Annotated in this window: 20 protein-coding genes; 17 read left to right on the forward strand and 3 right to left on the reverse strand. The window is 65.4% G+C overall.

Annotated elements, in window-relative coordinates:
- Nucleotides 1-13: 13 nt before the first annotated feature.
- The gene (gene solA, locus CAG41_RS25845; protein ID WP_085707650.1) at nucleotides 14-1,165 is read left to right on the forward strand and encodes an N-methyl-L-tryptophan oxidase; all 1,152 of its coding nucleotides are present in this window, start codon (nucleotides 14-16) and stop codon (nucleotides 1,163-1,165) included.
- A 72-nt stretch (nucleotides 1,166-1,237) separates the two neighbouring features.
- On the forward strand, nucleotides 1,238-1,873 hold the full coding sequence (locus CAG41_RS25850; protein WP_139834998.1) for a hypothetical protein: 636 nt from the start codon (nucleotides 1,238-1,240) through the stop codon (nucleotides 1,871-1,873).
- Between the two features lie 30 nt (nucleotides 1,874-1,903).
- Here the strand turns inward: CAG41_RS25850 and CAG41_RS25855 are convergent, their stop codons facing one another.
- The gene (locus tag CAG41_RS25855; RefSeq protein ID WP_085707652.1) at nucleotides 1,904-2,842 is read right to left on the reverse strand and encodes an NAD-dependent epimerase/dehydratase family protein; all 939 of its coding nucleotides are present in this window, start codon (nucleotides 2,840-2,842) and stop codon (nucleotides 1,904-1,906) included.
- Nucleotides 2,843-3,074: 232 nt separating this feature from the next.
- Between CAG41_RS25855 and CAG41_RS25860 the strand changes: the two genes are divergently transcribed.
- A complete protein-coding gene (locus CAG41_RS25860) occupies nucleotides 3,075-4,589 on the forward strand; it encodes a sensor domain-containing diguanylate cyclase (protein WP_139834999.1) in 1,515 nt (504 codons plus the stop codon).
- A 15-nt stretch (nucleotides 4,590-4,604) separates the two neighbouring features.
- On the opposite strand, the gene prpR is transcribed toward CAG41_RS25860, so the two are convergent.
- The gene (gene prpR, locus CAG41_RS25865) at nucleotides 4,605-6,557 is read right to left on the reverse strand and encodes a propionate catabolism operon regulatory protein PrpR (RefSeq protein WP_085586598.1); all 1,953 of its coding nucleotides are present in this window, start codon (nucleotides 6,555-6,557) and stop codon (nucleotides 4,605-4,607) included.
- 203 nt (nucleotides 6,558-6,760) lie between these two features.
- Here prpR and CAG41_RS25870 point away from each other — a divergent pair, with 203 nt between their 5' ends.
- The 9 genes from CAG41_RS25870 (at nucleotide 6,761) to CAG41_RS25910 (ending at nucleotide 17,374) form a co-directional block, all read left to right on the forward strand.
- Nucleotides 6,761-7,819, forward strand: coding sequence for a phosphotransferase family protein (locus CAG41_RS25870; RefSeq protein WP_085707654.1), 1,059 nt, complete (start codon nucleotides 6,761-6,763; stop codon nucleotides 7,817-7,819).
- Nucleotides 7,816-8,172: a DUF6285 domain-containing protein gene (locus CAG41_RS25875; protein ID WP_085586594.1), complete on the forward strand. Its 357-nt coding sequence runs from the start codon at nucleotides 7,816-7,818 to the stop codon at nucleotides 8,170-8,172. The genes CAG41_RS25870 and CAG41_RS25875 overlap by 4 nt, the downstream gene beginning before the upstream one ends.
- Nucleotides 8,173-8,225: 53 nt before the next feature.
- Nucleotides 8,226-9,398 (forward strand): acyl-CoA dehydrogenase family protein, encoded by a 1,173-nt coding sequence (locus CAG41_RS25880; RefSeq protein ID WP_085586592.1) that lies wholly within the window; start codon nucleotides 8,226-8,228, stop codon nucleotides 9,396-9,398.
- Complete coding sequence (locus CAG41_RS25885) at nucleotides 9,398-10,165, forward strand: SDR family NAD(P)-dependent oxidoreductase (protein ID WP_085695372.1); 768 nt, start codon at nucleotides 9,398-9,400, stop codon at nucleotides 10,163-10,165. The genes CAG41_RS25880 and CAG41_RS25885 overlap by 1 nt, the downstream gene beginning before the upstream one ends.
- Before the next feature lie 94 nt (nucleotides 10,166-10,259).
- Nucleotides 10,260-11,918: an acyl-CoA synthetase gene (locus tag CAG41_RS25890; RefSeq protein WP_256575588.1), complete on the forward strand. Its 1,659-nt coding sequence runs from the start codon at nucleotides 10,260-10,262 to the stop codon at nucleotides 11,916-11,918.
- Between the two features lie 151 nt (nucleotides 11,919-12,069).
- Nucleotides 12,070-13,227: an iron-containing alcohol dehydrogenase gene (locus CAG41_RS25895; protein ID WP_085707655.1), complete on the forward strand. Its 1,158-nt coding sequence runs from the start codon at nucleotides 12,070-12,072 to the stop codon at nucleotides 13,225-13,227.
- Nucleotides 13,228-13,237: 10 nt separating this feature from the next.
- Nucleotides 13,238-14,569: an APC family permease gene (locus CAG41_RS25900; protein ID WP_085633767.1), complete on the forward strand. Its 1,332-nt coding sequence runs from the start codon at nucleotides 13,238-13,240 to the stop codon at nucleotides 14,567-14,569.
- An 89-nt stretch (nucleotides 14,570-14,658) separates the two neighbouring features.
- Entirely contained in the window at nucleotides 14,659-15,912 is a 1,254-nt protein-coding gene (locus CAG41_RS25905; RefSeq protein WP_085586584.1) for a diaminobutyrate--2-oxoglutarate transaminase, read from the forward strand.
- Nucleotides 15,913-15,994: 82 nt separating this feature from the next.
- A complete protein-coding gene (locus tag CAG41_RS25910) occupies nucleotides 15,995-17,374 on the forward strand; it encodes an aspartate aminotransferase family protein (RefSeq protein WP_085695374.1) in 1,380 nt (459 codons plus the stop codon).
- A 19-nt stretch (nucleotides 17,375-17,393) separates the two neighbouring features.
- Here CAG41_RS25910 and CAG41_RS25915 read toward each other — a convergent pair whose 3' ends face one another.
- Entirely contained in the window at nucleotides 17,394-18,032 is a 639-nt protein-coding gene (locus CAG41_RS25915) for a paraquat-inducible protein A (RefSeq protein WP_085640985.1), read from the reverse strand.
- A 226-nt stretch (nucleotides 18,033-18,258) separates the two neighbouring features.
- Here CAG41_RS25915 and CAG41_RS25920 point away from each other — a divergent pair, with 226 nt between their 5' ends.
- The 5 genes from CAG41_RS25920 to CAG41_RS25940 all read left to right on the forward strand — a co-directional run bounded on the left by CAG41_RS25920 (nucleotide 18,259) and on the right by CAG41_RS25940 (nucleotide 24,511).
- Nucleotides 18,259-18,879, forward strand: a complete 621-nt coding sequence (locus tag CAG41_RS25920) for a paraquat-inducible protein A (RefSeq protein WP_085586580.1) — start codon at nucleotides 18,259-18,261, stop codon at nucleotides 18,877-18,879.
- On the forward strand, nucleotides 18,872-21,184 hold the full coding sequence (locus tag CAG41_RS25925; RefSeq protein ID WP_085707656.1) for a PqiB family protein: 2,313 nt from the start codon (nucleotides 18,872-18,874) through the stop codon (nucleotides 21,182-21,184). The genes CAG41_RS25920 and CAG41_RS25925 overlap by 8 nt, the downstream gene beginning before the upstream one ends.
- Nucleotides 21,185-21,224: 40 nt before the next feature.
- The gene (locus CAG41_RS25930) at nucleotides 21,225-21,740 is read left to right on the forward strand and encodes a transcriptional regulator (RefSeq protein WP_085586576.1); all 516 of its coding nucleotides are present in this window, start codon (nucleotides 21,225-21,227) and stop codon (nucleotides 21,738-21,740) included.
- Between the two features lie 372 nt (nucleotides 21,741-22,112).
- Nucleotides 22,113-23,639: an NAD(P)/FAD-dependent oxidoreductase gene (locus CAG41_RS25935; RefSeq protein ID WP_085657107.1), complete on the forward strand. Its 1,527-nt coding sequence runs from the start codon at nucleotides 22,113-22,115 to the stop codon at nucleotides 23,637-23,639.
- Nucleotides 23,636-24,511 (forward strand): alpha/beta fold hydrolase, encoded by an 876-nt coding sequence (locus tag CAG41_RS25940; RefSeq protein ID WP_085633757.1) that lies wholly within the window; start codon nucleotides 23,636-23,638, stop codon nucleotides 24,509-24,511. Before CAG41_RS25935 ends, CAG41_RS25940 begins: the two co-directional genes overlap by 4 nt.
- Nucleotides 24,512-24,569 lie beyond the last annotated feature (58 nt).

Below are 24,569 nucleotides of genomic sequence, written 5' to 3' on the forward strand. Positions count from 1 at the left end.
AGGAGAGAATGCCATGTCTGATCGCTTTGACGTTGCGGTCGTCGGACTAGGGGTAATGGGGGCGATGGCGACATGGCAGGCTGCGGAGCAAGGGGCGAAGGTCATAGCGTTCGAACAGTTCGACCCCGGGCACCCCAATGGCGCATCGCACGGCGGGTCGAGGATCTTCCGGACACTGGGGGCGGAGGGCAAGCATTATGTCCCGCTTGCCAAAACGTCCCTCGCTCTTTATCAGGCGCTGGGTCAAAAGAGCGGTCAGCCGCTCCTGACCCTGTGCGGCGGCCTTGCCGTCGCACCCGGTGAAAGCCGCCTTATCGCAGACGCCATGGCAAATGCCGCTGCCCACGGCATCCCGTTCGAGTGCCTGACCCGACAGGCCATGGGCCTGCGCTTTCCTCAGTTTTCACTCGCAAGCGGCGATCTGGGCCTGTATGAGCCTAGCGCCGGGGTGATCCGTCCTGAGGCGTCGGTGCTTGCGGCCATCGCCGTCGCTGTTCGGCAGGGTGCGCGGATCGAAAGGCGCTCCCGGTGCCTGGACATACAGGCCGACCGGGCGGGGAAGCACCTGAAGCTGATCACCGACACCGGGACGTTCAATGCATCGAAAGTCATACTGGCGACGGGGGGCTGGTTCAACCATTTTGCCCGTAAGCTGGACTGCCCCATCCGCCTGCAGCGCTCGACGCTGTCATGGTTCAAGTCCCTCGAAGATCCGTCAGGCTACGGGCCGTCGTCCTTTCCCGTGTTCACCTACAAGAGCGGGGCGCTGGATGGCTGGGGGATCCCCGACATCGACGGCATGGGCGTGAAAGTCGGCGTAAGCAGCGCTTCCATCGAGAAAAAACTATGGCTCGACCGTCCGGAAGACAACAAGGGCAGGCAACCGGACGACAAGGAACTGCAACCGGTCAGCGATTTTGTCGCAGCGGCGCTGCCGGGTCTCTCGGCCCGCCCGGCCTTCGCTCGGCCTTGCATGAGCGCACAGGCGCCTGACGGGGACTTTATCCTCGGGCAGTCCGATCGGTTGCCTGGTTTCGTATTGTGCGGCGGCTTTGCCGGCCATGGCTTCAAGCATGCGCCGGCAGTAGGATTGGCCGCCGCCCAGCTGGCGCTGGAGGGGGCGACGACGGTTCCGATCCAGGCGTTCAGCCCGGATCGTTTCTGAGCGAACGCTCCAGTGCATGAGCGCGCCAATGACGGCGTTGCCCGATACGGTCACAAAGGACAGGGGTACAGAATGGACTCAAGCACGATCAATGCACCGGACAGACTGGATGTCGTTGGGCGAAGCGTTTCGGTCGCGGTCATCGGCAAACCGACACGCCCGACGGCCTATGTCGATTCGCGTTTTTTCCATGGCGTTCGCCATGCCGGCGAAGACACGCTTTTCTGGGAAGGAAAACCGATGTTTCCGTTGCTTCAGATCAGGGTCGATGAACTGCCTTTTGTCCCTGTGCAATTGAGGCACATCGCAGTCCTGGTGTTGTACATGAACCTTCAGAGCTACCCGTTCGGACAGCCTCATGGCCAGGGCTGGGCCATCCGCGAATACGCTTGCGCCGAGGGGTTGTCGGCGGTTCACAACGTTCTGTCCCCCGATCATTCCTACCCGATCCATTGGCGCAAGGCGCACGAGGGGGGCGATGCATTTCAAAGCCAGACAGCGGGGCGTTCCTGCGACGGGGCGGCCGCCCATTGCACCGGAACCAAGGTGGGTGGCTATCCTTCTGAAATCCTGCGCACCTCCAGGCTCGACGAGTTCGTGTTTCAGATCGCTTCGGAATCGTTGATCAACTGGAAATGGGCAGAGAACGGTGTCGGCTTGTTCTTTCGCTCGGCTCAGGGCGAGTGGCGCTGGTCCTGTGAGTTCTGAACAGCGATTCGTCTCGATGTGCCGGCACGGTCAGCCCATGCTGCGACCAGGGCCGGTCAGTATCCGGGTGAGCCCTTCGCGATAGGTCGTGACCTCGAACTCCGGAAAACGCCGCTTGAACTTCGAGGAATCGAACAGGTTGTCGTGCTCGTACCGCGGCAGCAGCTCGCGCAGTTCGCGCACTGGTTTGACGAACAGGCCGGCGGCCGTCAGCGTCCATTTGCCGAGCACCTTGTAGGTCGGTTTCCTGCCGACGATGCCGGATGCCAGGGCCACGAATTGCTTGTAGGTGAGGCGGTCGTCGTCGCAGGGCAGGTGCCAGGTCTGGCCGTAGGTGTCCGGTGCGTTCCCCAGCGCGGCCAGGGCGCGGCTGGCGTCCGGGGTCCAGATCAGCGTGCGCTTCGTATCGTCCCGCACGGGAACGCGGGGCGTCTTGCCGGCCTTGAGGTTGTCGAGGATCAGCGCGTTGGTGAAGCTCTGGGTCTTGCCTGGCCCATAGAACTCCGGAGCGCGGCCGATGACGACCGGGATCTCGCTTCGCTGCATTTCCCGCAGGACCATGGACGCCATCTGTGCGCGCACCCGGCCTTTGCGGCCGAACGGCTCGAACGGAGCGTCTTCGCTCAGCACGCGGGCATCTTGGGGGTACATGTAGGTGTTGTCGAAATACACGAACTTCGCCCCGGCCGCGCGGGTCGCGTCGAGTGCGTTTTGCAGCATCACGGGGAATTGGGTTTCCCACACCTGGGTGTCCGGCGGCAGCCCGGCGGTGAAGTAGACGATGCTGCTGCCTTTCACTGCCTTGGTCGCTTGTTCGGCATCCAAAAGGTCGGCCGGCGCCAAGGTGTCGGTGTCATTGACCTTGAGGGGCTTGCGGCTGACGAGCCGGATGTCTTGCGTATGGTTTCGGTGCAGTTCGCGGGCCAGCTCCATGGCGATCTGGCCGGTTGCTCCCAGGACGGTTTGCATGGTGTTTCCTATGAGGATTGAGGATGTCGAGTCGGGGTGGTGTGCACCCTAAGATTAAAGCTGCCTTTAAGGTCAAGCGCATTCTTTGGGCGGCGGCGGGCAAACCTGGAGCCCGACGGGCGGATTTTTCGCCGGCCGCCTAAAGTTCGGACGGGCCCGGCAGAAAACTCGTAGGCCTCGCCGGGCGCTCCGTCCGGTGATCGACCCCTTCGGTTTGCAGACTCCCACCGCCATGAATGCCTTGTTGCTGTCACCCCACCTGATCGGTACCAACATCCTGATTGCCAGCGCCATCATTTGCCTGGCCCTGTGGTACTACTCGCGGCCCCATCCGGGGCCCGGCCTTTGGACGTGCGGCGTCCTGCTGGTGACGGTGGGCCAGTACCTGGCGCAGGGCACCGCCTATACGGCCTCGCTGCCCTACAACGTCTTGTGCCACAGCTTGCTGACCGCGGGAGAAACGGTGCTGGTCATCGGCGTGTTCCGCTTCCTCGGCCGCCCCACGCCCTGGTGGCTGATACCGGTGACTTTCCTGGCGGCGGCGCCCTGGTGGCTTTGGCACTGGCTTTTGCAGCCGTTGGAGACCGGTGACGTGGTGGCCCTGTACGCGTTCCTCAGCGCCTTCATCCGGGGAATGGCTTGTTATGCGCTGCTGCGGCTGCCGGGCGACCGTCGGCTGCACAGCGCGCGGATCTTCGCCGCGCTGATGTTTGGCTTGCTGGCCTTGAGCGCGGCCGGCAGCGGGGTGCTCGGCCTGTTCGAGGGGTTGTCGCAAAGCCAGGGGCGCCAAGACGTCGAGCCGGCCGCCGAAATGCTTGCCTACAACGTGGGTTATCCGTTGTGGATCCTGTGCCTGTTCGGCCTGACGCTGCTCAGCCTGCGCCGCTTCCTTTTGGCGTCCCAGAGCAGTGCGGTGCGTTTCGAGCGCCTGATGAACATCACGAGCGCCGCCGTGGTGATCGTGCGCGACGGCCGGATTGTCGATGCCAACCCGGTGCTCAAGCACCTGTTCGGCTGTCCGCGGGAATTTTTGTACGAGCGTCCGCTGGTAGACCTGTTCGAAACCGACGAAGACTTGCAGAAACAGCTGGGCCGCTGCGACGGTGTGCCGATGGACCGGGTGGCGGTGCGCTGCGACGGCAATCGGTTCGCTGCGGAGCTGACGGTCGCGGCGCTGGACGATGGCACCCAGGTGGCGGAGATCCGCGACGTCAGCGGCCGCAAATCCCTGGAACAGGAACTGCGCCGGACCGCCGCGCGGGACGCCTTGACCGGCGTCCTCAACCGCCGGGCCTTCATCGAGCAAGCTCAGCTTGAACTGGCCAAAACCCGCCAACAAGGCCGTCCGGCGTGCCTGGCGATGTTCGACATCGATCACTTCAAGCACGTCAACGACACCCATGGCCACCTGGTGGGCGACCAAGCGCTCAAGGCCTTCAGCGCCGTGTGCGAAAGCCATGTCCGGCGCACAGACCTGTTTGCCCGCTATGGCGGCGAAGAGTTCGTGCTGTTGCTGCCGCAGACCGACCGTGAACAGGCCTTGGCCTTGCTGGAACGCCTGCGCGAGACCTGGAGCCAGCACCGGTTGCCGGTGCCCGGCGGCGAGCTGGCGTCGACCGTCAGCATCGGCATGGTGCAGCTCGACGGCGACGCTTCGCTTGAGCATTGGGTCAGCCTGGCCGACCAGGCCCTTTACCGGGCCAAGCATGAGGGGCGCAACCGCACGCGGGTGTATGCGGCCGAGTGAGCCCTCAATGCCTCATCACTGAACGGAGCGCAGCCGGCGCCACAACGTGGTCCGGCTGATGCCGAGCCGGCGCGCCGCTTCATCGAGGTTGCCCTGACAACTGTCCAGCGTTTCCTGCACGTGCCGCAGTTGCGCGGCCTTGCCGATCATCTGCAAGTCCGATTCCCGTGAAGACGTTTTCGGGGCCGGGGTCAGGGCTGGGCCTTCGCACAGTTCGGGCAGCACGCGGGCCAGGTATTGCTCGTCCAGGCCGTGGTCGTGCAGCAGTTCGCGGGCGGAGAGCATCGCCCGTTCGATCACGTTCTCCAGTTCCCGGACATTGCCCGGCCAGGCATAACGGCTCAGGTGCGGGAGCAGGGCGGCCGGGATGTCGGCGGCCCCCAGGGGCTGGCCCTGGACCAGCAGGCGCTGGCTGATGCCCCGGCAGATGAGGGCGATGTCCTCTGGCCGTTCGCGTAGCGGGGTGGTCTGCAGGCGCAGGATGTTGAGGCGGTAGTAGAGATCGCTGCGAAAGTCGCCTTCGTCCATGGCGGTGCGCAGGTTCTGGTGGGTGGCGGCGATGATCCGCACGTCGATGGAGATCGGCTCGGTGCCGCCCAGGCGCAGTACCTCGCGCTCTTGCAGCACGCGCAGAAGGCGGGTCTGCAACGACACCGGCATGTCGCCGATCTCGTCGAGAAACAGCGTGCCGCGGTGCGCCGCTTCGAACAGGCCGGGCTTGCCGCCCTTGCGCGAACCGCTGAAGGCGCCTTCCTCGTAGCCGAACAGTTCGCTTTCCAGCAGCGACTCCGGGAACGCCGCGCAGTTGATGCCGACAAACGGGCCCTGCCGGCGGGGGCTCTCGTTGTGGATGCCTTGGGCCAGCAGTTCCTTGCCGGTGCCGCTTTCGCCGGTGATCAGGATCGTCGAGTGGCTGACGGCGAACCGTTTGGCCAATTGCAGCATGTCGCGGTTGGCCTGGCTGTTGCCGGCGAGCTGCTCAAGCCGGTAGCGGGCCGTGAACGCGCCCGGACGGCGGGTGGAGCGGATGCGTTGGTCGGCCCGCTGCACGGCGGTGATGTCCTGGCAGGTCAGGACCAGGCCGGTGCGCTCGCCGTTCTCAAGGATGGGCAACAGGTTGCTGACCACCGCATGGGAGCCGAGCCGGATCACCCGGTTTTCCTCGCCGCTGCCGTCCTCCAATGCCTGCGGCAGGTCCAGCTCGGGGCACAGCTGCTGCAAGGGCCGGCCCAGCGCTTCGCCGGCCGGCAGATCGAGCAAGTGGGCAAGGGCCGGGTTGAGCGACTGCACCACGCCTTGGTTGTCGACCGCCGCCACGCCGGTGGGGATGTGCTGCAGCACGGCGTTCAAGTGGCGGCGCTTGGCGATCTCGATGCGTTGGCTGTCGAGGATGCCCAACGCCTCTTCCAGTGCCTTGCGCACAGTGTCCTCGCTCAGCGACAGCACGCCGTGCAGGCCGGCCTGCAGCGCCAGTTCCACCACCGTCGACGAACCGATGATGCTGCGGCAGCCCAGCCGGGCGGCGTGTTCGACAGCTTGGCGAGCTTCTTCCAGCGAGGTGTAGGCCGCCTGGTGAACCTGCACGGTGAACAGCGCGTTCATGGCTTGCAGGTCGTGGTTGATGCTGTTGTAGCTGAGCAGGGCCACTTGCGGGGAGTGCTCGCGGGCCCGCCCCAGCGCCCGCAGCAGGTCATCGCCGCCGACGTGCATCGTCAGCACCGGCCGCGCCAGGTGCTTGCGCAGGTAGGCGGCCGTGGCGCCGGCGCAGACGAACACATCGGCTTCGCCGCGCTGTTCCAGCTCGCGGGCGGTCTGCAGCGCTTCGGACACCGAGGTGTCGAGCACTTCAATGTGCGTGTCGGGGTAATCCCCGGTGAGCCCGGCCACCACTTGGGCGAGGCGGCTGCGCTGCCGGGGGCGCTGCAGGTGGCTGATCAGCACGACGACCTTTGAGGCGGGAGAGTGCATGGCGAGACCTGTTCAGGAGTGAAATGTCCCAATACTGAACCAATTCATTTCAGGTGTGAAACGCGGGTTCTGTTCATGCCTACCCGCGAAAGATCTCAAACGCCCGAACGGCGTGGCCCGCAGCCCATCGCTGCAAAGTTGGCCCAGGCATTGCTCTAGCTGACCCGACAACTTCAAAAAGTGCAGGCGGGGCCCTTGGATCCATGAGCAGTTCCCTAACTAAGCATCAGGCTGATGATTCGTTCGCAACCAAGACCGGCGATGGAAATCTGGTCGACTTCATCCGCCAGCAAGCCGAAGCGACCCGGGTGGTCATTGAGGCCCGCAAACGCCTGAGCGGCGGCGCCATCCAGGAAAACTGGCTGATTGAACTGCAGATCGAAGGCGGCCCATGGGCCGGCGCGCGGCGCTGGGTGTTGCGCAGCGACGCGCTCTCGGCGCTGCCGGCCAGCCTTGGCCGCGAGCAGGAGTTCGCCGTGCTGCAAGCGGTGCACCAGGCCGGGGTGAAAGTGCCGCGGCCGCTCTGGCTGTGCCGTGACACGAGCGTCCATGGGCGGGTGTTCTTCCTGATGGAACATGTGCCGGGCGTTGCGGCCGGACGCCTGCTCAGCGCCGACGCGGGCCCCCAAGGCCGGACGCGGTTGGCCGCTCAACTCGGTGCCAACCTGGCGCGTCTGCATCAGCTTCGCCCGCCGTGCCCGGCGCTGGCGTTCCTGCCCGTACCGGAGGCGTCGCCGGCCCTGAGCACCGTCAGCGCCTACCGCCGTTACCTCGACACCCTCGACGAGGCCTATCCGGTCCTGGAGTGGGGCCTGCGTTGGTGCGAGCTCAACGCACCGCGCAGCACGCACCTTTGCCTGCTGCACCGCGACTACCGCACCGGCAACTACCTGGCCAGCGAACAAGGGCTGGAGGCAGTGTTGGACTGGGAGTTCACCGGCTGGGGCGACCCCTGCGAGGACCTGGGCTGGTTCACCGCCCGTTGCTGGCGCTTCACCCGGCCGGACCTGGAGGCGGGCGGCATCGGCCGGCTCGAGGATTTCCTGGCCGGCTACCACTCGGTTTCGCCGCTGCGCATCGAACCCGGCCAACTGCATTACTGGCAGGTCATGGCGACGTTGCGCTGGGCCGTGATCGCCCTGCAGCAAGGCCAACGCCACCTGTCCGGCGAAGAGCCTTCCCTTGAGCTGGCGCTGACCGCGCGCCTACTGCCGGAGCTCGAACTCGACATCCTGAACCTGACCTGCGGAGACGCGCCATGACCCAGCCGAACGCCCATGAACTGCTGGAGATCGCCCGTCAGACCCTGCTGGAACAGCTGCTGCCTGCGCTGCCCGGGGAACTGCGCTACCCGCTGCTGATGATCGCCAATGCCATGGCCATCGCCGCCCGCGAAAACCGTCTGCAAGCCGATGCCCGCTGCCAGGAACTGGCGTTGCTCAGCGTCCTGACCGGCGACGGCGGGGCGCCGCTGCGCGAGGCCCGTCGGCAACTGGCCCGGGACATCCGCCAGGGCCATCACGATGCCGCGCACAGCCAGCGCTCGCTGACCGAGGCCTTGCGCCAGATGACGCTCACCCGGCTGGCGATCAGCAATCCCAAAGCCGTGCCGTGAGCGCCGCGCCGCCCTCCATTTCCCGAACTGCCAAGAGAAAAAGAAGGATAACCATGAACTTCACCCTCCCGGACGAGCTGCTTGAACTGCAGCGCAAAACCCGCGAATTCATCGCCGAGCAGGTCATCCCGTTCGAGAACGACCCGCGCCAGGGCGCCCATGGCCCCAGCGACGCCCTGCGCGTGGACTTGCAGGCCCGCGCCCGGGCCGCCGGCCTGCTGACGCCCCACGCCAGCCTTGAGATGGGCGGTCTGGGCCTGAGCCATGTGGCCAAGGCAATCGTGTTCGAGGAGGCGGGGTATTCGCCGCTGGGCCCGGTGGCGATGAACATCCATGCCCCGGACGAAGGCAACATCCACCTGATGGACGTGGTGGCCACCGACGCGCAGAAGGACCGCTGGCTGCGGCCTCTGGTGCAGGGGCACGTGCGTTCCTGTTTCGCCATGACCGAACCGGCGCCGGGCTCGGGCTCCGACCCTTCGATGCTGCGCACCACCGCCGTCCGCGACGGCGACGATTACCTGATCAATGGCCGCAAATGGCTGATCACCGGGGCCGAGGGCGCCGGCTTCGCCATCATCATGGCGCGCATGGAGGACGGCACCGCGACCATGTTCCTCACCGACATGCAGCGCGAAGGGATCGTCCATGAACGTCAGTTGGACTCGCTGGACAGCTGCTTCACCGGCGGCCACGGGCAGTTGCGCTTCGACAACCTGCGCGTGCCGGCCAGCGACGTGCTGGGGGAGATCGGCAAAGGCTTCCGTTACGCCCAAGTGCGCCTGGCGCCGGCACGCCTGACCCATTGCATGCGCTGGCTGGGGGCCGCACGGCGCGCCCATGACATCGCCTGCGACTACGCCCGCACCCGGGAAACCTTCGGCAAGCCGCTGGGCGAACACCAGGGCGTCGGCTTCATGCTGGCCGACAACCTGATGGACCTGCACGTGGTGCGCCTGGCGATCTGGCACTGCGCCTGGGTGCTGGACGAGGGCGGGCGCGGCAACGTCGATTCGAGCATGACCAAAGTGATCAGCGCCGAAGCGCTGTGGCGGGTGGTGGACCGTTGCGTGCAGGTCCTGGGCGGGCGCGGGGTCACCGGGGAGACCGTGGTGGAACGGATCTTCCGCGACATCCGCCCATTCCGCATCTACGACGGCCCGAGCGAAGTGCACCGCATGAGCCTGGCGAAGAAGCTGCTCGACCAACGTCTGGGGGATCGGTGATGCAACCCTCTATTGCCCGACTGTTCGACCTTGAGGGGCGCCGCGCCTTGGTCACCGGTGCTTCCAGCGGCCTCGGCCGCCATTTCGCGATGACGTTGGCCGCCGCCGGCGCCGAAGTGATCGTGACGGCCAGGCGCCTGGAGCCGTTGCAGACGCTGGTGGAAGCGATCGAGGCGGCCGGCGGCCGTGCCCGGGCCTTCGCCCTCGACGTGACCTGCCGCGATGACGTCTGCCGGGTGCTCGATGCCGCCGGATCGCTGGATGTGCTGGTCAATAACGCCGGAGTCAGCGACAGCCAGCCTTTGCTGGACTGCGACGACCAGGCCTGGGATCGCGTGCTGGACACCAACCTCAAAGGCGCCTGGACGGTGGCCCAGGAAAGCGCCCGGCGGATGATCGCCGCCGGGCACGGCGGCAGCCTGATCAATGTCACTTCGATTCTCGCCAGTCGGGTGGCGGGGGCCATTGCGCCGTACGTGGCGGCCAAGGCCGGCCTGGCCCACCTCACCCGCGCCATGGCCCTGGAACTGGCGCGCCACGGGATCCGCGTGAACGCCTTGGCGCCGGGGTACGTGATGACCGATCTGAACGAGGACTTCCTCACCGGCGAGGCCGGCGAAAAGCTGCGTCTGCGCATTCCCGGCCGCCGCTTCAGTCAGCCGCAGGACCTGGACGGTGCGTTGCTGCTGCTCGCCAGCGATGCCGGCCGGGCCATGAGCGGTGCCGAGATCGTGGTCGACGCCGGGCACCTGTGCAGCAGCCTGTGAGGCGCCCTAACGCAAGAACAACAAGAACCCGCAACGGACAGGAGGTGTGTATGAATGTGCGATGCCTGGGCGATGTCTTGATGGAGGGGCGGTCATGATGACCTCGACCTTCGAGCACGGACTGGCCCCCAACGAAGCCAACCATGTGCCGCTGTCGCCGCTGTCGTTCCTCAAGCGTGCCGCGCAGGTGTACCCGGAACGCGATGCGGTGGTCTACGGCGAGCGGCGCTACAGCTACCGCCAGTTGCACCAGCGCAGCCGCGCCCTGGCCAGCGCCCTGGAGCATGTCGGCGTGCGGCCGGGAGAGCGTGTGGCCATTCTGGCGCCGAACGTCCCGGAAATGCTGGAGGCCCACTACGGCGTGCCCGGTGCCGGGGCCGTGCTGGTCTGCATCAACATCCGCCTGGAGGCACGCAGCATCGCTTTCATCCTGCGCCACTGCGCCGCGAAGGTGCTGATCTGCGACCGCGAGTTCGGCCCGGTGGTGCGCCAAGCCTTGGCCCTGCTCGATTCGCCGCCGCTGCTGGTGGGGATCGACGACAGCCAGGCTGAGGGGCCGGCTCACGATCTGGACTGCAGCCTGGACTACGAAAGCTTCCTGGCCCAAGGCGACCCCGGCCGACCGCTGACCGCGCCGCAGAACGAATGGCAGTCCATCGCCATCAACTACACCTCGGGCACCACCGGCGACCCCAAGGGCGTGGTGCTGCATCACCGGGGCGCCTACCTCAATGCCTGCGCTGGGGCGCTGATCTTCCAGCTCGGCCCGCGCAGCGTCTACCTGTGGACCTTGCCGATGTTCCACTGCAACGGCTGGAGCCACACCTGGGCGGTGACCCTGTCCGGTGGCACCCATGTGTGCCTGCGCAAGGTGCAGGCCGATGCCATCCACGCTGCCATCGCCGAGCACGGGGTGACCCACTTGAGTGCCGCCCCGGTGGTGATGTCGATGCTGATCCACGCCGAGCACGGCAACTCGGCAACGCCGTCGACGAGCGTGTCGGTGATCACCGGCGGGGCGGCGCCGCCCAGTGCGGTGATCGCCGCGATGGAGGCGCGCGGCTTCAACATCACCCACGCCTACGGCATGACCGAAAGCTACGGCCCCAGCACCTTGTGCCTGTGGCAGCCGGGCATCGACGAGCTGCCGCTGGAGGCCCGGGCCCGGTTCATGAGCCGCCAGGGCGTCGCCCACCCGATGCTCGAAGAGGCCACGGTGCTGGACATGGACACCGGCCGGCCGGTGCCTGCCGATGGCGCGACCCTGGGCGAGCTGGTGGTGCGCGGCAACACCGTGATGAAAGGCTACCTGGACAACCCGCAGGCCACCCGCGATGCCCTGGCCGACGGCTGGCTGCACACCGGCGACCTGGCCGTGCTGCACCCGGACGGTTATGTGGAGATCAAGGACCGGGCCAAGGACATCATCATTTCCGGCGGCGAGAACATCAGCTCGCTGGAGATCGAAGAAGTGCTCTACCAGCACCCGTCCGTGATCGAAGCCGCCGTGGTGGCGCGCCCCGATGCGCGCTGGGGCGAAACCCCGCACGCCTTCGTCACCCTGCGCGAGGACGCCTTGGCCGACATCAGCGGCGACGACCTGATCCGCTGGTGCCGCGAACGCCTGGCGCACTTCAAGGCGCCGCGGCATGTGTCGTTGATGCCGCTGCCGAAGACGGCCACCGGCAAGATCCAGAAATTCGTGCTGCGCGAGTGGGCACGGCAACAGGAGACCGCCGATACCGGATCCTGACGGCTGCGCATTGAACAACAACAAGATCAGCACAGGACGTGACCCCGGCGTTGCACACGCCGGGATTCGGGCAGGACGTACAGCCCGGAAGATGTAACTGCCGAGAACCCGAACAACGACAAAAACTGAGCCTGACCGGCAAGAGGTACGTATGAAATTCCAATTCCTACTCCCCACCAAAGTCGTCATGGAACCTGGCCTGCGCGAGCGCACGGGCGAGCATCTGCGTGAGCTGGGCCTTGCGCGCGTCCTCATCGTGACGGACGCCGGGGTCAAGGCCGCCGGGCTGTTGAACGGCATCTACGCCAGCCTGGACGCGTCGGGCATTGCGTTCGAGGAGATCTCGGACGTCAAGGCCAACCCCCGCAGCGATGACATCAACCGCACGGCGCAGGCACTCCGGGGCCGAGGCATCGACGGCCTGCTGGCCATCGGCGGCGGCAGCGCGATGGACGCCGCCAAGGCCTTGAGCGTGCTGCTGACCCACGACGGCCGGATCGAAGATTACGAAGGTTCCTTCAAACTCACCCACGGGGTGCTGCCGATCGTGGCGATCCCCACCACGGCGGGCACCGGCAGCGAGGTGACGTGCTTCTCGGTGATCACCGACACCGCGCGCCACTTCAAGATGAACCTGTTGGACTACCGGATCGGCCCGGTGCTGGCGCTGCTCGACTCGAACATCACCGCGACGCTGCCGTCGGCCATCGCCGCCGCGACCGGCATGGACGCCCTGACGCACGCCATCGAGGCCTACACCTGCCGCGTGTCGAATCCGATCAGCGACGGCCTCGCGCTGCATGCCATCCGCCTGATCAGCCAACACTTGAAGGCCGCCGTGCAGGAGCCGGACAACCTGGAGGCCCGCGAGCAGATGCTCGTGGCCAGCCTGATCGCCGGCATGGCCTTCGGCAACGCCGACGTCGGCAGCGTGCACTGCATTTCCGAGGCCATCGGCGGCATGTACGACACGCCGCACGGCGTGGGCAACGCGATCTTCCTGCCGTTTGTGTTCGGCCACAACATCGATGCGGACCTTCTGCGCCATGCCCAGGTCGCCTACGCGCTGGGCATCGACCCGAGCCTGGCGCCGGCCAGCGCCGCCCAAGCGGCGGTCGAGTACCTGTTCCAGATGAGCAAGGCCCTGGGCATTCCTCGTTTCGCCGACGTGAAAGGGGTACGTGAAGAGGACTTCCTGACCATCGCCGACAAGTCGAAGAAGAACTTCTCCGACCCCAGCAACGCCAAGGCCATGACCGTGGAGACTTATCACGCGATCATCGTCGCCGCTTACCGCTTCGCCGGTTGAGGGGGAGATCATGAGCCAGTCATCTTCCGATGCTTCGTTGAAGCGCGCCCTGGGCCCGTTTTCCGTGCTGCTGTTCGGTCTGGCGTTCCTGGCGCCGCTGATCGTGTTCGGCACCTACGGGGTGATCTCCCAGGCCAGCGAGAACACCACGGCCTTGTCCTACGCGATTGCCGCGCTGGGCGTCATCGTCACCGCGTTGAGCTACGGCCGCCTGGTCCGGGTGTTCCCGGCCGCCGGTTCGGCCTACACCTATACCCGCAAGATGCTGAACCCGAACCTTGGGTTCATGGTGGGCTGGGCGGCGCTGCTCGACTACTTCTTCATCCCGATGCTGATCTGGCTGCTGGGGGCCAGTTACCTCAACATGGCGTTCCCGGATGTGCCGCAGTGGGTGTGGATCGTCGGCTTCATCGTCTCCAGCACGGTGCTCAACGTGCTGGGCATCCAGGTGGCCAACCGCTTCAACATCATGTTGATGGTTGTCCAGATGGCGATCATTGCGGTCTTCATCGGCCTCTGCTGGCACTACATCGTTGCGGCCAACGGCCCCGGCGGGCTGCTGTCGGCCAGTCCGTTCTTCAACCCGGACGTGCCGTTCGCCACGACCATGGCCGGTGCAGCCATCGCCGCCTATTCGTTCCTGGGCTTCGACGCGCTGTCCACATTGAGCGAGGAGACCAAGGATCCGAGCCGGACGATTCCGCGGGCGATCCTGCTGGTCGCGGTGATCGGCGGGGTGCTGTATGTGGGCTCGTCGTACTTCATGCACCTGACGCATCCCTCCATGGCGTTCGCCAACGTGGACGGCGCGGCGTTCGAGATCGCCCGGATGATCGGCGGCGATGTGTTCTTCGCTGCGGTGCTGGCGGGGATCATCATCGCGCACTTCGCGGCGGGGCTGTCGTTCCAGGCGAGCGTCGGCCGGCTGCTGTACGCCCTCGGCCGGGACAACCAGCTGCCGCGTAAGCTGTTCGGCAGCTTGCACCCTCGCTTCCGCACGCCGGTGTTCAACATTCTGCTGTCCGGGGCGTTCGGCACCGTGGGGTTTGCCCTGACGATCGCCACCGCAACGTCCCTGGTGAACTTCGGCGCCTTCGTCGCGTTCACCGCGGTCAACCTGTGCGCCTTGCGGCTCACCTTCGATGCCGGATACCGGGACGGCGCCGGACTGCTGCGGGGCGTGATCCTGCCGGTCATCGGCGTGATCACCGCCGGCTGGATGCTCATCAGCCTGGACAAGGATGCGCTGATCCTGGGGTGCGCCTGGTTGGGCATCGGCACCGTTTACCTGGCGTGCCGCACCGGTTTCTTCCGCAGCCCCGTGCCGGACGCCTTGGCTTAGGTTTCCCTCCATCCATCGACACAAGGGATTGTGAATCCCCCGGGCCTGTCAACTCCAGACAGGCCCGGATCCATTGCAAGAGGCTACGCATGAACAACATAGAGACCTTCGAAAAGCTTGAATCCAACGTGCGGATGTATTGCCGCGACCTGCCCGTGGTGTTCGATACCGCCCTGGGCAGCAAGATTCGCGGCGAGGACGGCCGCGACTACCTGGACTTCTTCGCCGGGGCCGGCGCCCTCAACTACGGCCACAACGACCCGCGCATGCGGGACGCCTTGATCGAGTACCTGTCGGCCAACGGCATCACCCATGCCCTGGACCTGCACACCGGCATGAAGCGCCGCTTCCTGGAGTCGATCAAGCGCGACCTGTTCGATCCGCGCGGCTGGGACTACAAGGTGCAGTTCACAGGCCCCACCGGCGCGGACGCCGTCGAGGCCGCGCTGAAGCTGGCGCGCAAGGCCACCGGGCGCAGCAAGGTCGTCTCGTTCTATGGCGCCTACCACGGCATGACGGCCGGGGCCCTGGCCGTCACCGGCAACCGCACCCGGCGCGGCGCCGCGTTGTCCTCCGAGGTGATTTTCGTGCCCTACGAGGACAGCCCGTACGGCGAGTTCGACAGCATCGGCTTTCTCGAACGCCTGGCCGACGACCAGGCCAGCGGAACGGAACTGCCTGCGGCGGTCATCGTGGAGTCGGTGCAGATCCAGGCGGGCGTTTATGCGGCCTCGGACCTCTGGCTGCAACGGCTGCGCCAGTGGACCTCGGACCACGGCGTGCTCCTCATCTGCGACGAGGTCCAGGCCGGCTGCGGCCGCACCGGCGACTTCTTCGGCTTCGAGCGCTCAGGGATCCAGCCGGACCTGGTGACCTGCGCGAAATCCATCGGCGGCTTCGGCCTGCCGATGGCCATCGTGCTGATCCGTTCCGCGCTGGACGTGTGGCAGCCGGGCGACCACATCGGCACGTTCCGCGGCAATCAGTTGGCGTTCCTGACCGCGCAGATCGCCCTCGGCTACTGGCACGACGAGGCCTTCCTGAAACTGCTGGCCGAGAACATGGCGCTGATGGAGCGGGGCGTGGCCGACATCGCCGAAATCCCCGGCGTCGTCGGCGCGCGCTGCCGTGGGATGGTGGCCGGCATCGACTTCGGCCGCGGCAACGTCGCGCTGACCAAGGACGCCCAGCAACGCGCCCTGCGGGCAGGCCTGCTGGCCGACCGCTGCGGCCCGAACGGGGAAATCATCAAGCTGATGCCGCCGATCAACACGCCGACCGATCAGTTGGGTGAGGGCCTGAAGATCTTCGCCGAATCGGTCGCCGCCGCACTGAGCCAGTAAACCGGCCAGCCCCTTGCAGCGCGCCGAGGTTGGCGCTGCAAGGGGCCTTATCGCCCCCACTTCGCAGCAGGAAAATCCGCGAATGAACAGCGTGACTTCTACCGTGCGGGACGATCTGTCCGCACTGATCCACCCCTACACCAACCTGGCGCTGCACCGTGAGACCGGGCCTTTCGTCATCACGAGGGGAGAGGGCATACGGGTCTTCGATGACCGGGGCAATGCCTACATCGAAGCCATGTCGGGCCTGTGGAGCGCGGCCTTGGGGTTCAGCGAAAAGCGGCTGGCCGATGCGGCGATGGCGCAGTTCAATCAGCTGCCGTACTACCACACCTTCAGCCACAAGACGAACGCGCCAGCCGCGGCGCTCGCGGCAAAACTGGCGGAACTGGCACCCGGCGACCTCAACCATGTGTTCTTCACCAACTCCGGCTCCGAGGCCAACGATTCGGTGGTGAAGCTGGTCTGGTACGTGAACAACGCTCGGGGCAAACCCGCCAAGAAGAAATTCATTTCCCGCCAGCAGGCCTACCACGGCACCACCGTCGCGTCCGCCAGCCTGACCGGCATCCCGTCGATCCACCGCGATTTCGATCTGCCGGCGATTCCGGTGCACCACCTGACCTGCCCCAACTATTACCGCCTCGCCAAACCGGGGGAGTCGCAAGAGGCGTTCTCGTTGCGCCTGGCAGAGGAACTGGAGCGGCACATCCTGGTGGAGGGGCCTGAGACCATCGCCGCGTTCATCGGCGAGCCCGTCATCGCCGCAGGCGGCGTGCTGCCGCCGCCCAAGGGCTATTGGGCGGCGATCCAGGCAGTGTGCAAACGCTACGACATCCTGCTGGTGATCGACGAAATCGTCACCGGCTTCGGCCGGCTCGGCACGATGTTCGGTTCCGAGCTGTACGGGATCCAGCCCGACATCCTGGTGCTGTCCAAGCAGCTCACCTCATCCTATCTGCCGCTGGCGGCGCTGCTGGTGTCCGATGCCCTCCATGACGTGCTGGTGAGCCAAAGCGAGCGGCTGGGGGCGTTCGTGCATGGCTTGACCGCCACCGGGCATCCTGTCGCCACGGCCGTGGCGCTGGAGAACATCCGCATCATCGAAGAGCGCGATCTGGTGGGCCATGTCCAGCGCTTGGCGCCTGTGTTCCAGGAGCGGCTGCAGGCCTTCGCCGATCACCCGCTGGTGGGCGATGTGCGGGGCGTCGGCCTGATGGGCGGGATCGAGCTGGTGGCGGACAAGGCGCGCAAGCAGCCGTTCAGCCAACCGGGGATCCTGGGCAGCTACGTCTTCAGGCAGGCCCACAAGCATGGGCTGATCGTTCGTGCCATCTACGACACCATCGCGTTCTGCCCGCCGCTGATCACCACGCAGGACGACGTGGACGCGATCTTCGAAGCGTTCGGCAAGACACTGCATGACGCGACGGAGTGGGCCCATTCCCAAGGCCTGATCTGACGGCAGGCGCTGCCCGGCGTTAATCGTCGGACAGCGCCTCCCAGACCTGGTGGGACGGCATGCTCAGTTCCAGCCAGACCTGGGTCAGCAGCAGCGCGACGAAGCAGGCCAGGCCGATGCCCAGGCTCAGGTCGGCGATGTCGACCAGCTTGACGATGGAGACCAGGATCCCGAACAGGTAGACCTCAAGCATGCCCCATTCGCGCAGGTGGTGATAACTGCGGTACAGCTGCAGGCCAGCCCGGCGCGCCACCTTGAACCGCACGCTCAACAGCACCAGCAACTGGCACAGCAGCTTGAGCAGGGGGATGGCCATGCTGCTCAGCAACACCACCACCGCGACCCCCTGCATGCCGCTTTCGAACAGCCCGAGCACGCCGCCCCAGACTGTTTCGCTGCGGGTCTGCCCGAGCAGGCTCAGGTGCATGATCGGCAGGAAGTTGGCCGGAATGTAGAGGAGCAGGGCGGTCAGCACCAGCGCGAGGGAACGCCTCTGCCAGTGGGGGCGATGCACGGCCAGCTCGTAGCCGCAGCGCGGGCAGCAGCATTTCTCGCCGGGCGCGAGCGGTTCGCGGCGCATGAGCAGGTCGCACTCATGGCAGGCGAGCAGCGCGTCGAGGGGAAGGTCCGGCAAGCGGCCGGTAGGTAAGGGGGACATCGGGTGCCGGGTCTCTGGAAAAAGAACAGCCAAGATAAAAATAAATCATATGAGACAATATTGACTCATTAGGGATTGAAAAGTAGCATTCGCGCCGTTTTCAATCAAGCCTCAGGTGAGTCATGAGCACAGTGCGCGCAATCGGGAGCGGAGGTTCACCGGCCCAGGACGGGCATCCGGCGTCTGTCGGCAATGGTTCGGCGCGAGCCGCGCGAGGAGGGTAACCATGCGTGCGATCGATGCCGGCATCCAGGTCTGCGGCGACTGCCATCAACTCAATCCCATCGACGGCCCGCAGCCTGCGCATTGCAGCCGTTGCGAGTCGCTGCTGCATGTGCGCCGCCCCGACAGCATCCGTCGCACCTGGGCCTTGCTGATCACCGCGACGATTCTCTACATCCCGGCCAACCTGCTGCCGATCATGACGGTCAGCGTCCTGGGCAAGGGCGCGCCGGCCACCATCATGAGCGGCGTCATCAGCCTGCTGCAGTTGGGGATGATCCCCATCGCCCTGGTGGTGTTCGTGGCCAGCATCGTGGTGCCCACCTTCAAGCTGGCCGGGATCGCGCTGCTGCTCTATTCGGTACAGCGGCACCAGCCGATGTCCGCCCGCCAGCGGATCGTCATGTACCGCTTCATCGAGTGGGTGGGCCGCTGGTCCATGCTCGACATCTTCGTCATCGCCATCCTGGTGGCGCTGGTGAACTTCGGCAACCTGGCGCGCATCGAGGCCAACCTCGGCGCCGCCGCCTTCGCCGGCGTGGTGGTGCTGACCATGCTCGCCGCCCTGACTTTCGACCCCCGGCTCATTTGGGACAACACCGACGTGGACAATGAACATGAGTGACCTCCCCACCCCGACGAAACGCCCCACCTCCAACTGGTCGGCGATCTGGATTCTGCCGCTGCTGGCCTTGGTCATCGGCGCCTGGCTGACCTGGCGCGCCTATGACGAGGCCGGCCCGGTCATCCAGGTGCGCTTCGAGAGCGGCGACGGCATCCAGGCCAAGAAGACCGAGGTGCTGTACAAGGGCATCGCGGTGGGCAAGGTGGTGGAACTGAATGTCAGCGACGACATCAAGGGCGTGCTCGCCACCATCGAAATGAACAAGGAAACCCAGCATTACCTGAACGAAGACACCCACTTCTGGCTGGTCAAGCCGCGGGTGTCGCTGGCGGGCGTCACGGGCCTGGAGACGCTGGTCTCCGGGGTCTACATCGCCGTCGATCCGGCCAAGGGCGACAAGGGCGATCAAGGCGTGCGCGCCTACACGGCCCTGAAGGAGCCGCCGCCCATGTCCGAAAAGGTCCCGGGCCTGCACATCACCCTCAAGGCCGATCGCCTCGGTTCCCTGGAGCAGGGCAGCCCGGTGTTCTACAAGCAGATCCTGGTGGGCCAGGTGAAGAATTTTCAGCTGGGCGAGGATCAGCGCACCATCGAGATCAAGGTGCACATCGAACCGGCCTATGCGGACCTGGTGCGCAAGCACACGCGTTTCTGGAACGCCAGCGGCCTGTCGATCTCCGGCGGCCTGTCGGGGTTCAAGGTACGCAGCGAATCGCTGCTGACCCTGGCCGCCGGCGGCATTGCCTTCGCCACGCCGGACAACCACCGCGACAGCCCGCCCACTGACAGCAGCAAGCCTTTTCGCCTGTACGAGGACTATGACGCGGCCCAGGTCGGCCTGCGGGTGTCGCTGAAGATGAAGGACCTGAGCGACATCCAGCCGGGGCAGACGCAGGTCATGTACAACGGCGTGCAGGTCGGCCTGGTCAAGAGCGTCGACATGAACCAGGACTTCAGCGGCGCCACCGCCGAGCTGGCGATGGATCCTCGGGTCGAGGCCATGCTGCTGGAGGGCACCGAGTTCTGGACCGTCAAGCCGAACATCTCGCTGGCCGGGATCACCGGCCTGGACGCGCTGGTGAAGGGCAACTACATCGCCGTGCGTTTCCCCAAGAGCGGCGCGCCGCGGCGCGAGTTCAGCGTCCTTTCCAAGGCACCGGCCATGGACATCAACGTGCCGGGCCTGCACCTGGTGCTGACCAGCGACAAGCGCGGCTCGGTGGAGGTCGGCGCGCCCGTGCTCTACCGGCAGATCCGAGTCGGCAGCGTGCAGAGCTACCAACTGTCCGGGGACAACCGGCAGGTGATGATCGGGGTGCATGTCGAGCCGGAGTTTGCGCGCCTGGTGAACAGCTCCACGCGGTTCTGGAACGCCAGCGGCGTGACCCTGAGCGGCGATTTGACGGGCCTGAAGGTCAAGAGCGAGTCGCTGCAGACCCTGATCAACGGCGGCATAGCCTTCGACACCCCGGATGCGAAAGCGCCGGCCTCGGGCAAGGACCGGCGGTTCTCCCTCTACGACAGCGAAGAGGCCGCACTGGCCCAGGGCGTGGAGATCCAGCTGAGCGTCGAGGACGGCGAAGGCCTGCGCGACGGCACGCCCATCCGCTTCAAGGGGCTGACGATCGGCAAGGTCGAGAGCGTCGACCTTAAGGCCGACCTGTCCGGCGTACAGCTCAAGGCGCGCCTGTTGCCCAATGGCGAATCGTTCGCCCGCAGCGGCACGCGCTTCTGGGTGGTGCGCCCGGCGCTGGGCCTGCTGCGCACGGAACACCTCGGCACGCTGGTCAGCGGGCCTTACATCGAGGCCTTGGCCGGCAGTCGTCCGGGAGAGCGCCAGACGCGTTTCCAGACCCTGGCCGAAGCACCGAACCTGCTGGGGCAGGGCAGCGGCCTGCGCCTGACCCTGAGCGCCGTGGACAAGGGTTCGATCAAGCTCGGCAGCCCGGTGACCTACCGCAAGATGCCGGTGGGCAAGGTGGTCGACATGAACCTGGGGCCGCAGGCGGACCGGGTGCTGATCAGCGTCCTGATCGAGCCGCGTTACGCGCCGCTGGTGCACACCGGCAGCCGCTTCTGGAACGCCAGCGGAATCGGCATCGAGGCCGGCCTGTTCAAAGGGGTGTCGGTGCGCACCGAATCCCTGGAGGCCATGGTCGCAGGCGGCATCGCCTTCGCCACGCCGGACAACGGGCAAATGGGCGAGCCGGCCCGGCCGGGCCAGACCTTCGCGCTGTTCGAGGCCGTCGATGAGCAATGGCTGGTGTGGGCGCCGAAGATCCCGCTCAAGGAAACCGCGCAATGATCGCGCCGAATTTTTTGGTTAACGCAACAGGAGTCAACTGATGTCCAGGCACCTCATTTTTGCCGCTTTATTCGCTGTCGGCTGCGCGTATGCCGCACCGGCCCAGGAACCCTTGCCTTCGGTGGACCAGGTGATGAGCGAAAACAAGGAGAAGATCAACAACCAGATCGAAACCCTGAACTACAAGCGCAAGCGCATGGTGGAGGCCAACATGGCGCTCGACGGCGCGCAGGCCGAAACCTTCTGGCCGATCTACACCCGCTACCGCAACGAAACGGATGGCCTGAACCGCGACACGTTCCAGCTGCTGCTTGAGTATGCGCGGGCCTACGGCTCCGGCGCGGTCACCGATGAGGATGCGGCGAAGATGATCAAGGTCTACAAGACCCTGCACGTCAAACGGCAGATGCTCCTGAACCGCTACATCGATGAGGTGGCCGAGAAGATGTCCCCGGTGACCGCCATGCGCTTCCTGCAGATCGAAGAGCAGCTGGATGCGGCGGACATGCTGGAAACCGGGCAACGCATCCCGTTGGTGGGCAAGGCCAAGATGTGACGGCCGCTGCATGAGGCCACGGGCCGGCGGTTCAGCCTGGCGCGTGGTCTGCTTTTCCTCGCGATACTTCCTCGAAACACCTCCTCAATGTCTCTCTCGATGCTCGCTCGCGGCGTGATGCCGCAGGCGGGCCGTTGTCTGCTGATCGGCTACAGTCCTCAAGACTCTTCATTGCTCCCCCTGAAACACGAAGTTTGACGCGAGCGCACAGAGGGGGAAGTTGCGGGGCTGCTTGTTTGTTGTGCAGATTGCACCAAATCAGTCGGATCGTGGTGCATTTTGTACCTTGTTGCATGGCGACAGCGCGACTTACCATGATCGCATGATCAAATCACATGATCAGGTCTCTATAACACAACAACAGGAGGCGACATGTCTTCTCACGCAGTTCTTCCCACCGAGCCGCTGGATGTCCTGATCATGGGCGCTGGCGTGTCCGGCATCGGCGCCGCGGCTTATCTGCGACGCAACCAGCCGGGCAAGGCCTTTGCGATTCTTGAGTCTCGTGAGCGAGCGGGGGGAACGTGGGATCTGTTTCGCTACCCTGGCATCCGTTCCGACTCGGACCTGTTCACCTTCGGTTTCGATTTCAAGCCCTGGACCAAAGACAAATCCCTGGCGGACGCCAAGGACATCCTCGAGTACCTGAGCGAGACGGTCGACGAGTACGGGCTGGAGCCCTACATCCAGTACCAGCAGAAGGTCGTGTCGGCCAACTGGCAGAGCGAAAAAGGCCTGTGGGCGGTTCAGGTCGAGGACGGTCACCTGGGCGTCACCCGTACGGTTGAGTGCCGCTGGCTGTTCGGCGCCGGCGGCTATTACCGCTACGACCAAGGCTTCAGCCCGCGCTTCGAGGGCGCGGAGCAGTTCAAGGGCCAGATCGTTCACCCGCAGCACTGGCCGGAAGACCTGGACTACACCGGCAAGCACGTGGTCGTGATCGGCAGCGGCGCCACGGCGGTGACGCTGATTCCGGCCATGGCGGACAAGGTGGCCAGCATCACCATGCTGCAGCGCACGCCGTCCTACATCATCAATCAGCCGGCCAAGGATGCCGTGGCCGCGTTCCTGCGCAAAGTGCTGCCGGCGCAGACCGCCTATTCGTTGACCCGCTGGAAGAACGCCAAAATCACATTGGGCTTCTGGGGTTTCTGCCAGCGTTTCCCGAAACTCGCCCGCAAACTGCTCCTTTGGCTGACCCGTCAGGAACTGCCGAAAGACTATCCGGTGGACGTGCACTTCAACCCGCCGTACGACCCTTGGGACCAGCGGCTGTGCTCGGTGCCGGAAGGGGATCTGTTCAAGGCCATCAGCGCGGGCAAGGCGTCCGTGGAGACCGACCACATCCAGCGGTTCACCGAGTCGGGCGTGCTGCTCAAGTCCGGAAAGGAACTGAAGGCCGACATCATCGTCACGGCCACGGGGCTCAATGTGCAGCTCTTCGGCGGCATCACCCTGCACAAGGACGGCCAGCCCGTGACCCTGAGCCAGACCCTGGCCTACAAAGGCATGATGCTGTCCGGTGTTCCGAACTTCGCCTTCGCGGTGGGCTACACCAACTCGTCCTGGACGTTGAAGGTGTGCCTGTTGTGCGACCACTTCTGCCGTCTGCTGGGTTTCATGGACGAGCAGGGCCACACCGTCTGCGAGCCCCAGGCGCCTGAAGGGATCGAGACCCGTCCGCTGCTGGACTTCGGTGCCGGCTACGTGCAGCGCGCCCTGGACGGCATGCCGCGCCAAGGCCCGTGCGAGCCGTGGGTGATGTCGATGGACTACTTCCGCGACGTCAAACTGCTGCGTCGCGGGACGGTGGCCGAAGACTGCCTCAAGTTCACCTCGGCACCTGCTGTCCGCCGGCAGGAAAGCGTCGGCCTGGAGCCTGTGAGTGAAGGTCGATGAGCAAAGACAACTTCTGTGAATTGGCGGGCAAGGGACGTCTCTGTTACCGCAGCTACGGGGCTGAAGCCGACCCGGCCGTGATTCTGGTGGTGGGCCTGGGGTTGCAACTGACCTACTGGCCCCAGGCGATCATCGCCGGCCTGGTCGGCCAGGGCCTGCGCGTCATCACCCTGGACAACCGTGATTCGGGCCGGTCCTTCTTCACCGATGCGACGCCGCCGACGGTCTTGCAGCAGTTTTTCCGCAAGGCCACTGACGGCTACGACCTGGGCCACATGGCGGATGACGTGATCGGGCTGATGGACAGCCTGCAACTGGAGGCGGCGCACGTGGTGGGGATGTCCATGGGCGGCATGATCGCCCAGACCCTGGCGGCGCGTTACCCGCAGCGGGTCATCACCCTGACCTCGATTTTTTCCACCACCGGATCGCTCCGCGTGGGGCAGCCGGCACTCAAGGCGCTGATGAAGCTGCTGCGTCGCCCGCCCAGGAACCAGACGGAAAGCGTACGGGACTATGTGGACATCATGCGCGTCATCGGCTCCACGCTGGAGTGGAGCGAAGACAGCTTGCGCAGTTATGCCGCGCAAGCCTGGGGTCGCGGAGGGGATGAGCTGAACAATGTGGGAACCGCCAGGCAGATCGGCGCCATCATCAACTCGGGTGACCGCACCCGTGAACTGAAGCAAATAAGGTGCAGCACACTGGTCATTCACGGGGATAAGGATCTGATGGTCGCCACCAGCGGAGGGTTCGCCACCGCCGACGCCATCCCCGGATCGAAGTTGGTTCTTCTGCCGGGCATGGGGCATGACTTTCCCAACTCGCTAAACGACACGCTACTTTCGCTATTGGCAGGGCATATGCTGTAAGCAGCATTTGTCTCATTTAGGGGAGTGCAGTTTGCTCCCCTCTTTTTACATGCTCACG

Origin of the sequence: Pseudomonas sp. B35(2017) (genome assembly GCF_002113645.1) — a bacterium.
Taxonomy (GTDB): domain Bacteria; phylum Pseudomonadota; class Gammaproteobacteria; order Pseudomonadales; family Pseudomonadaceae; genus Aquipseudomonas; species Aquipseudomonas ekonensis.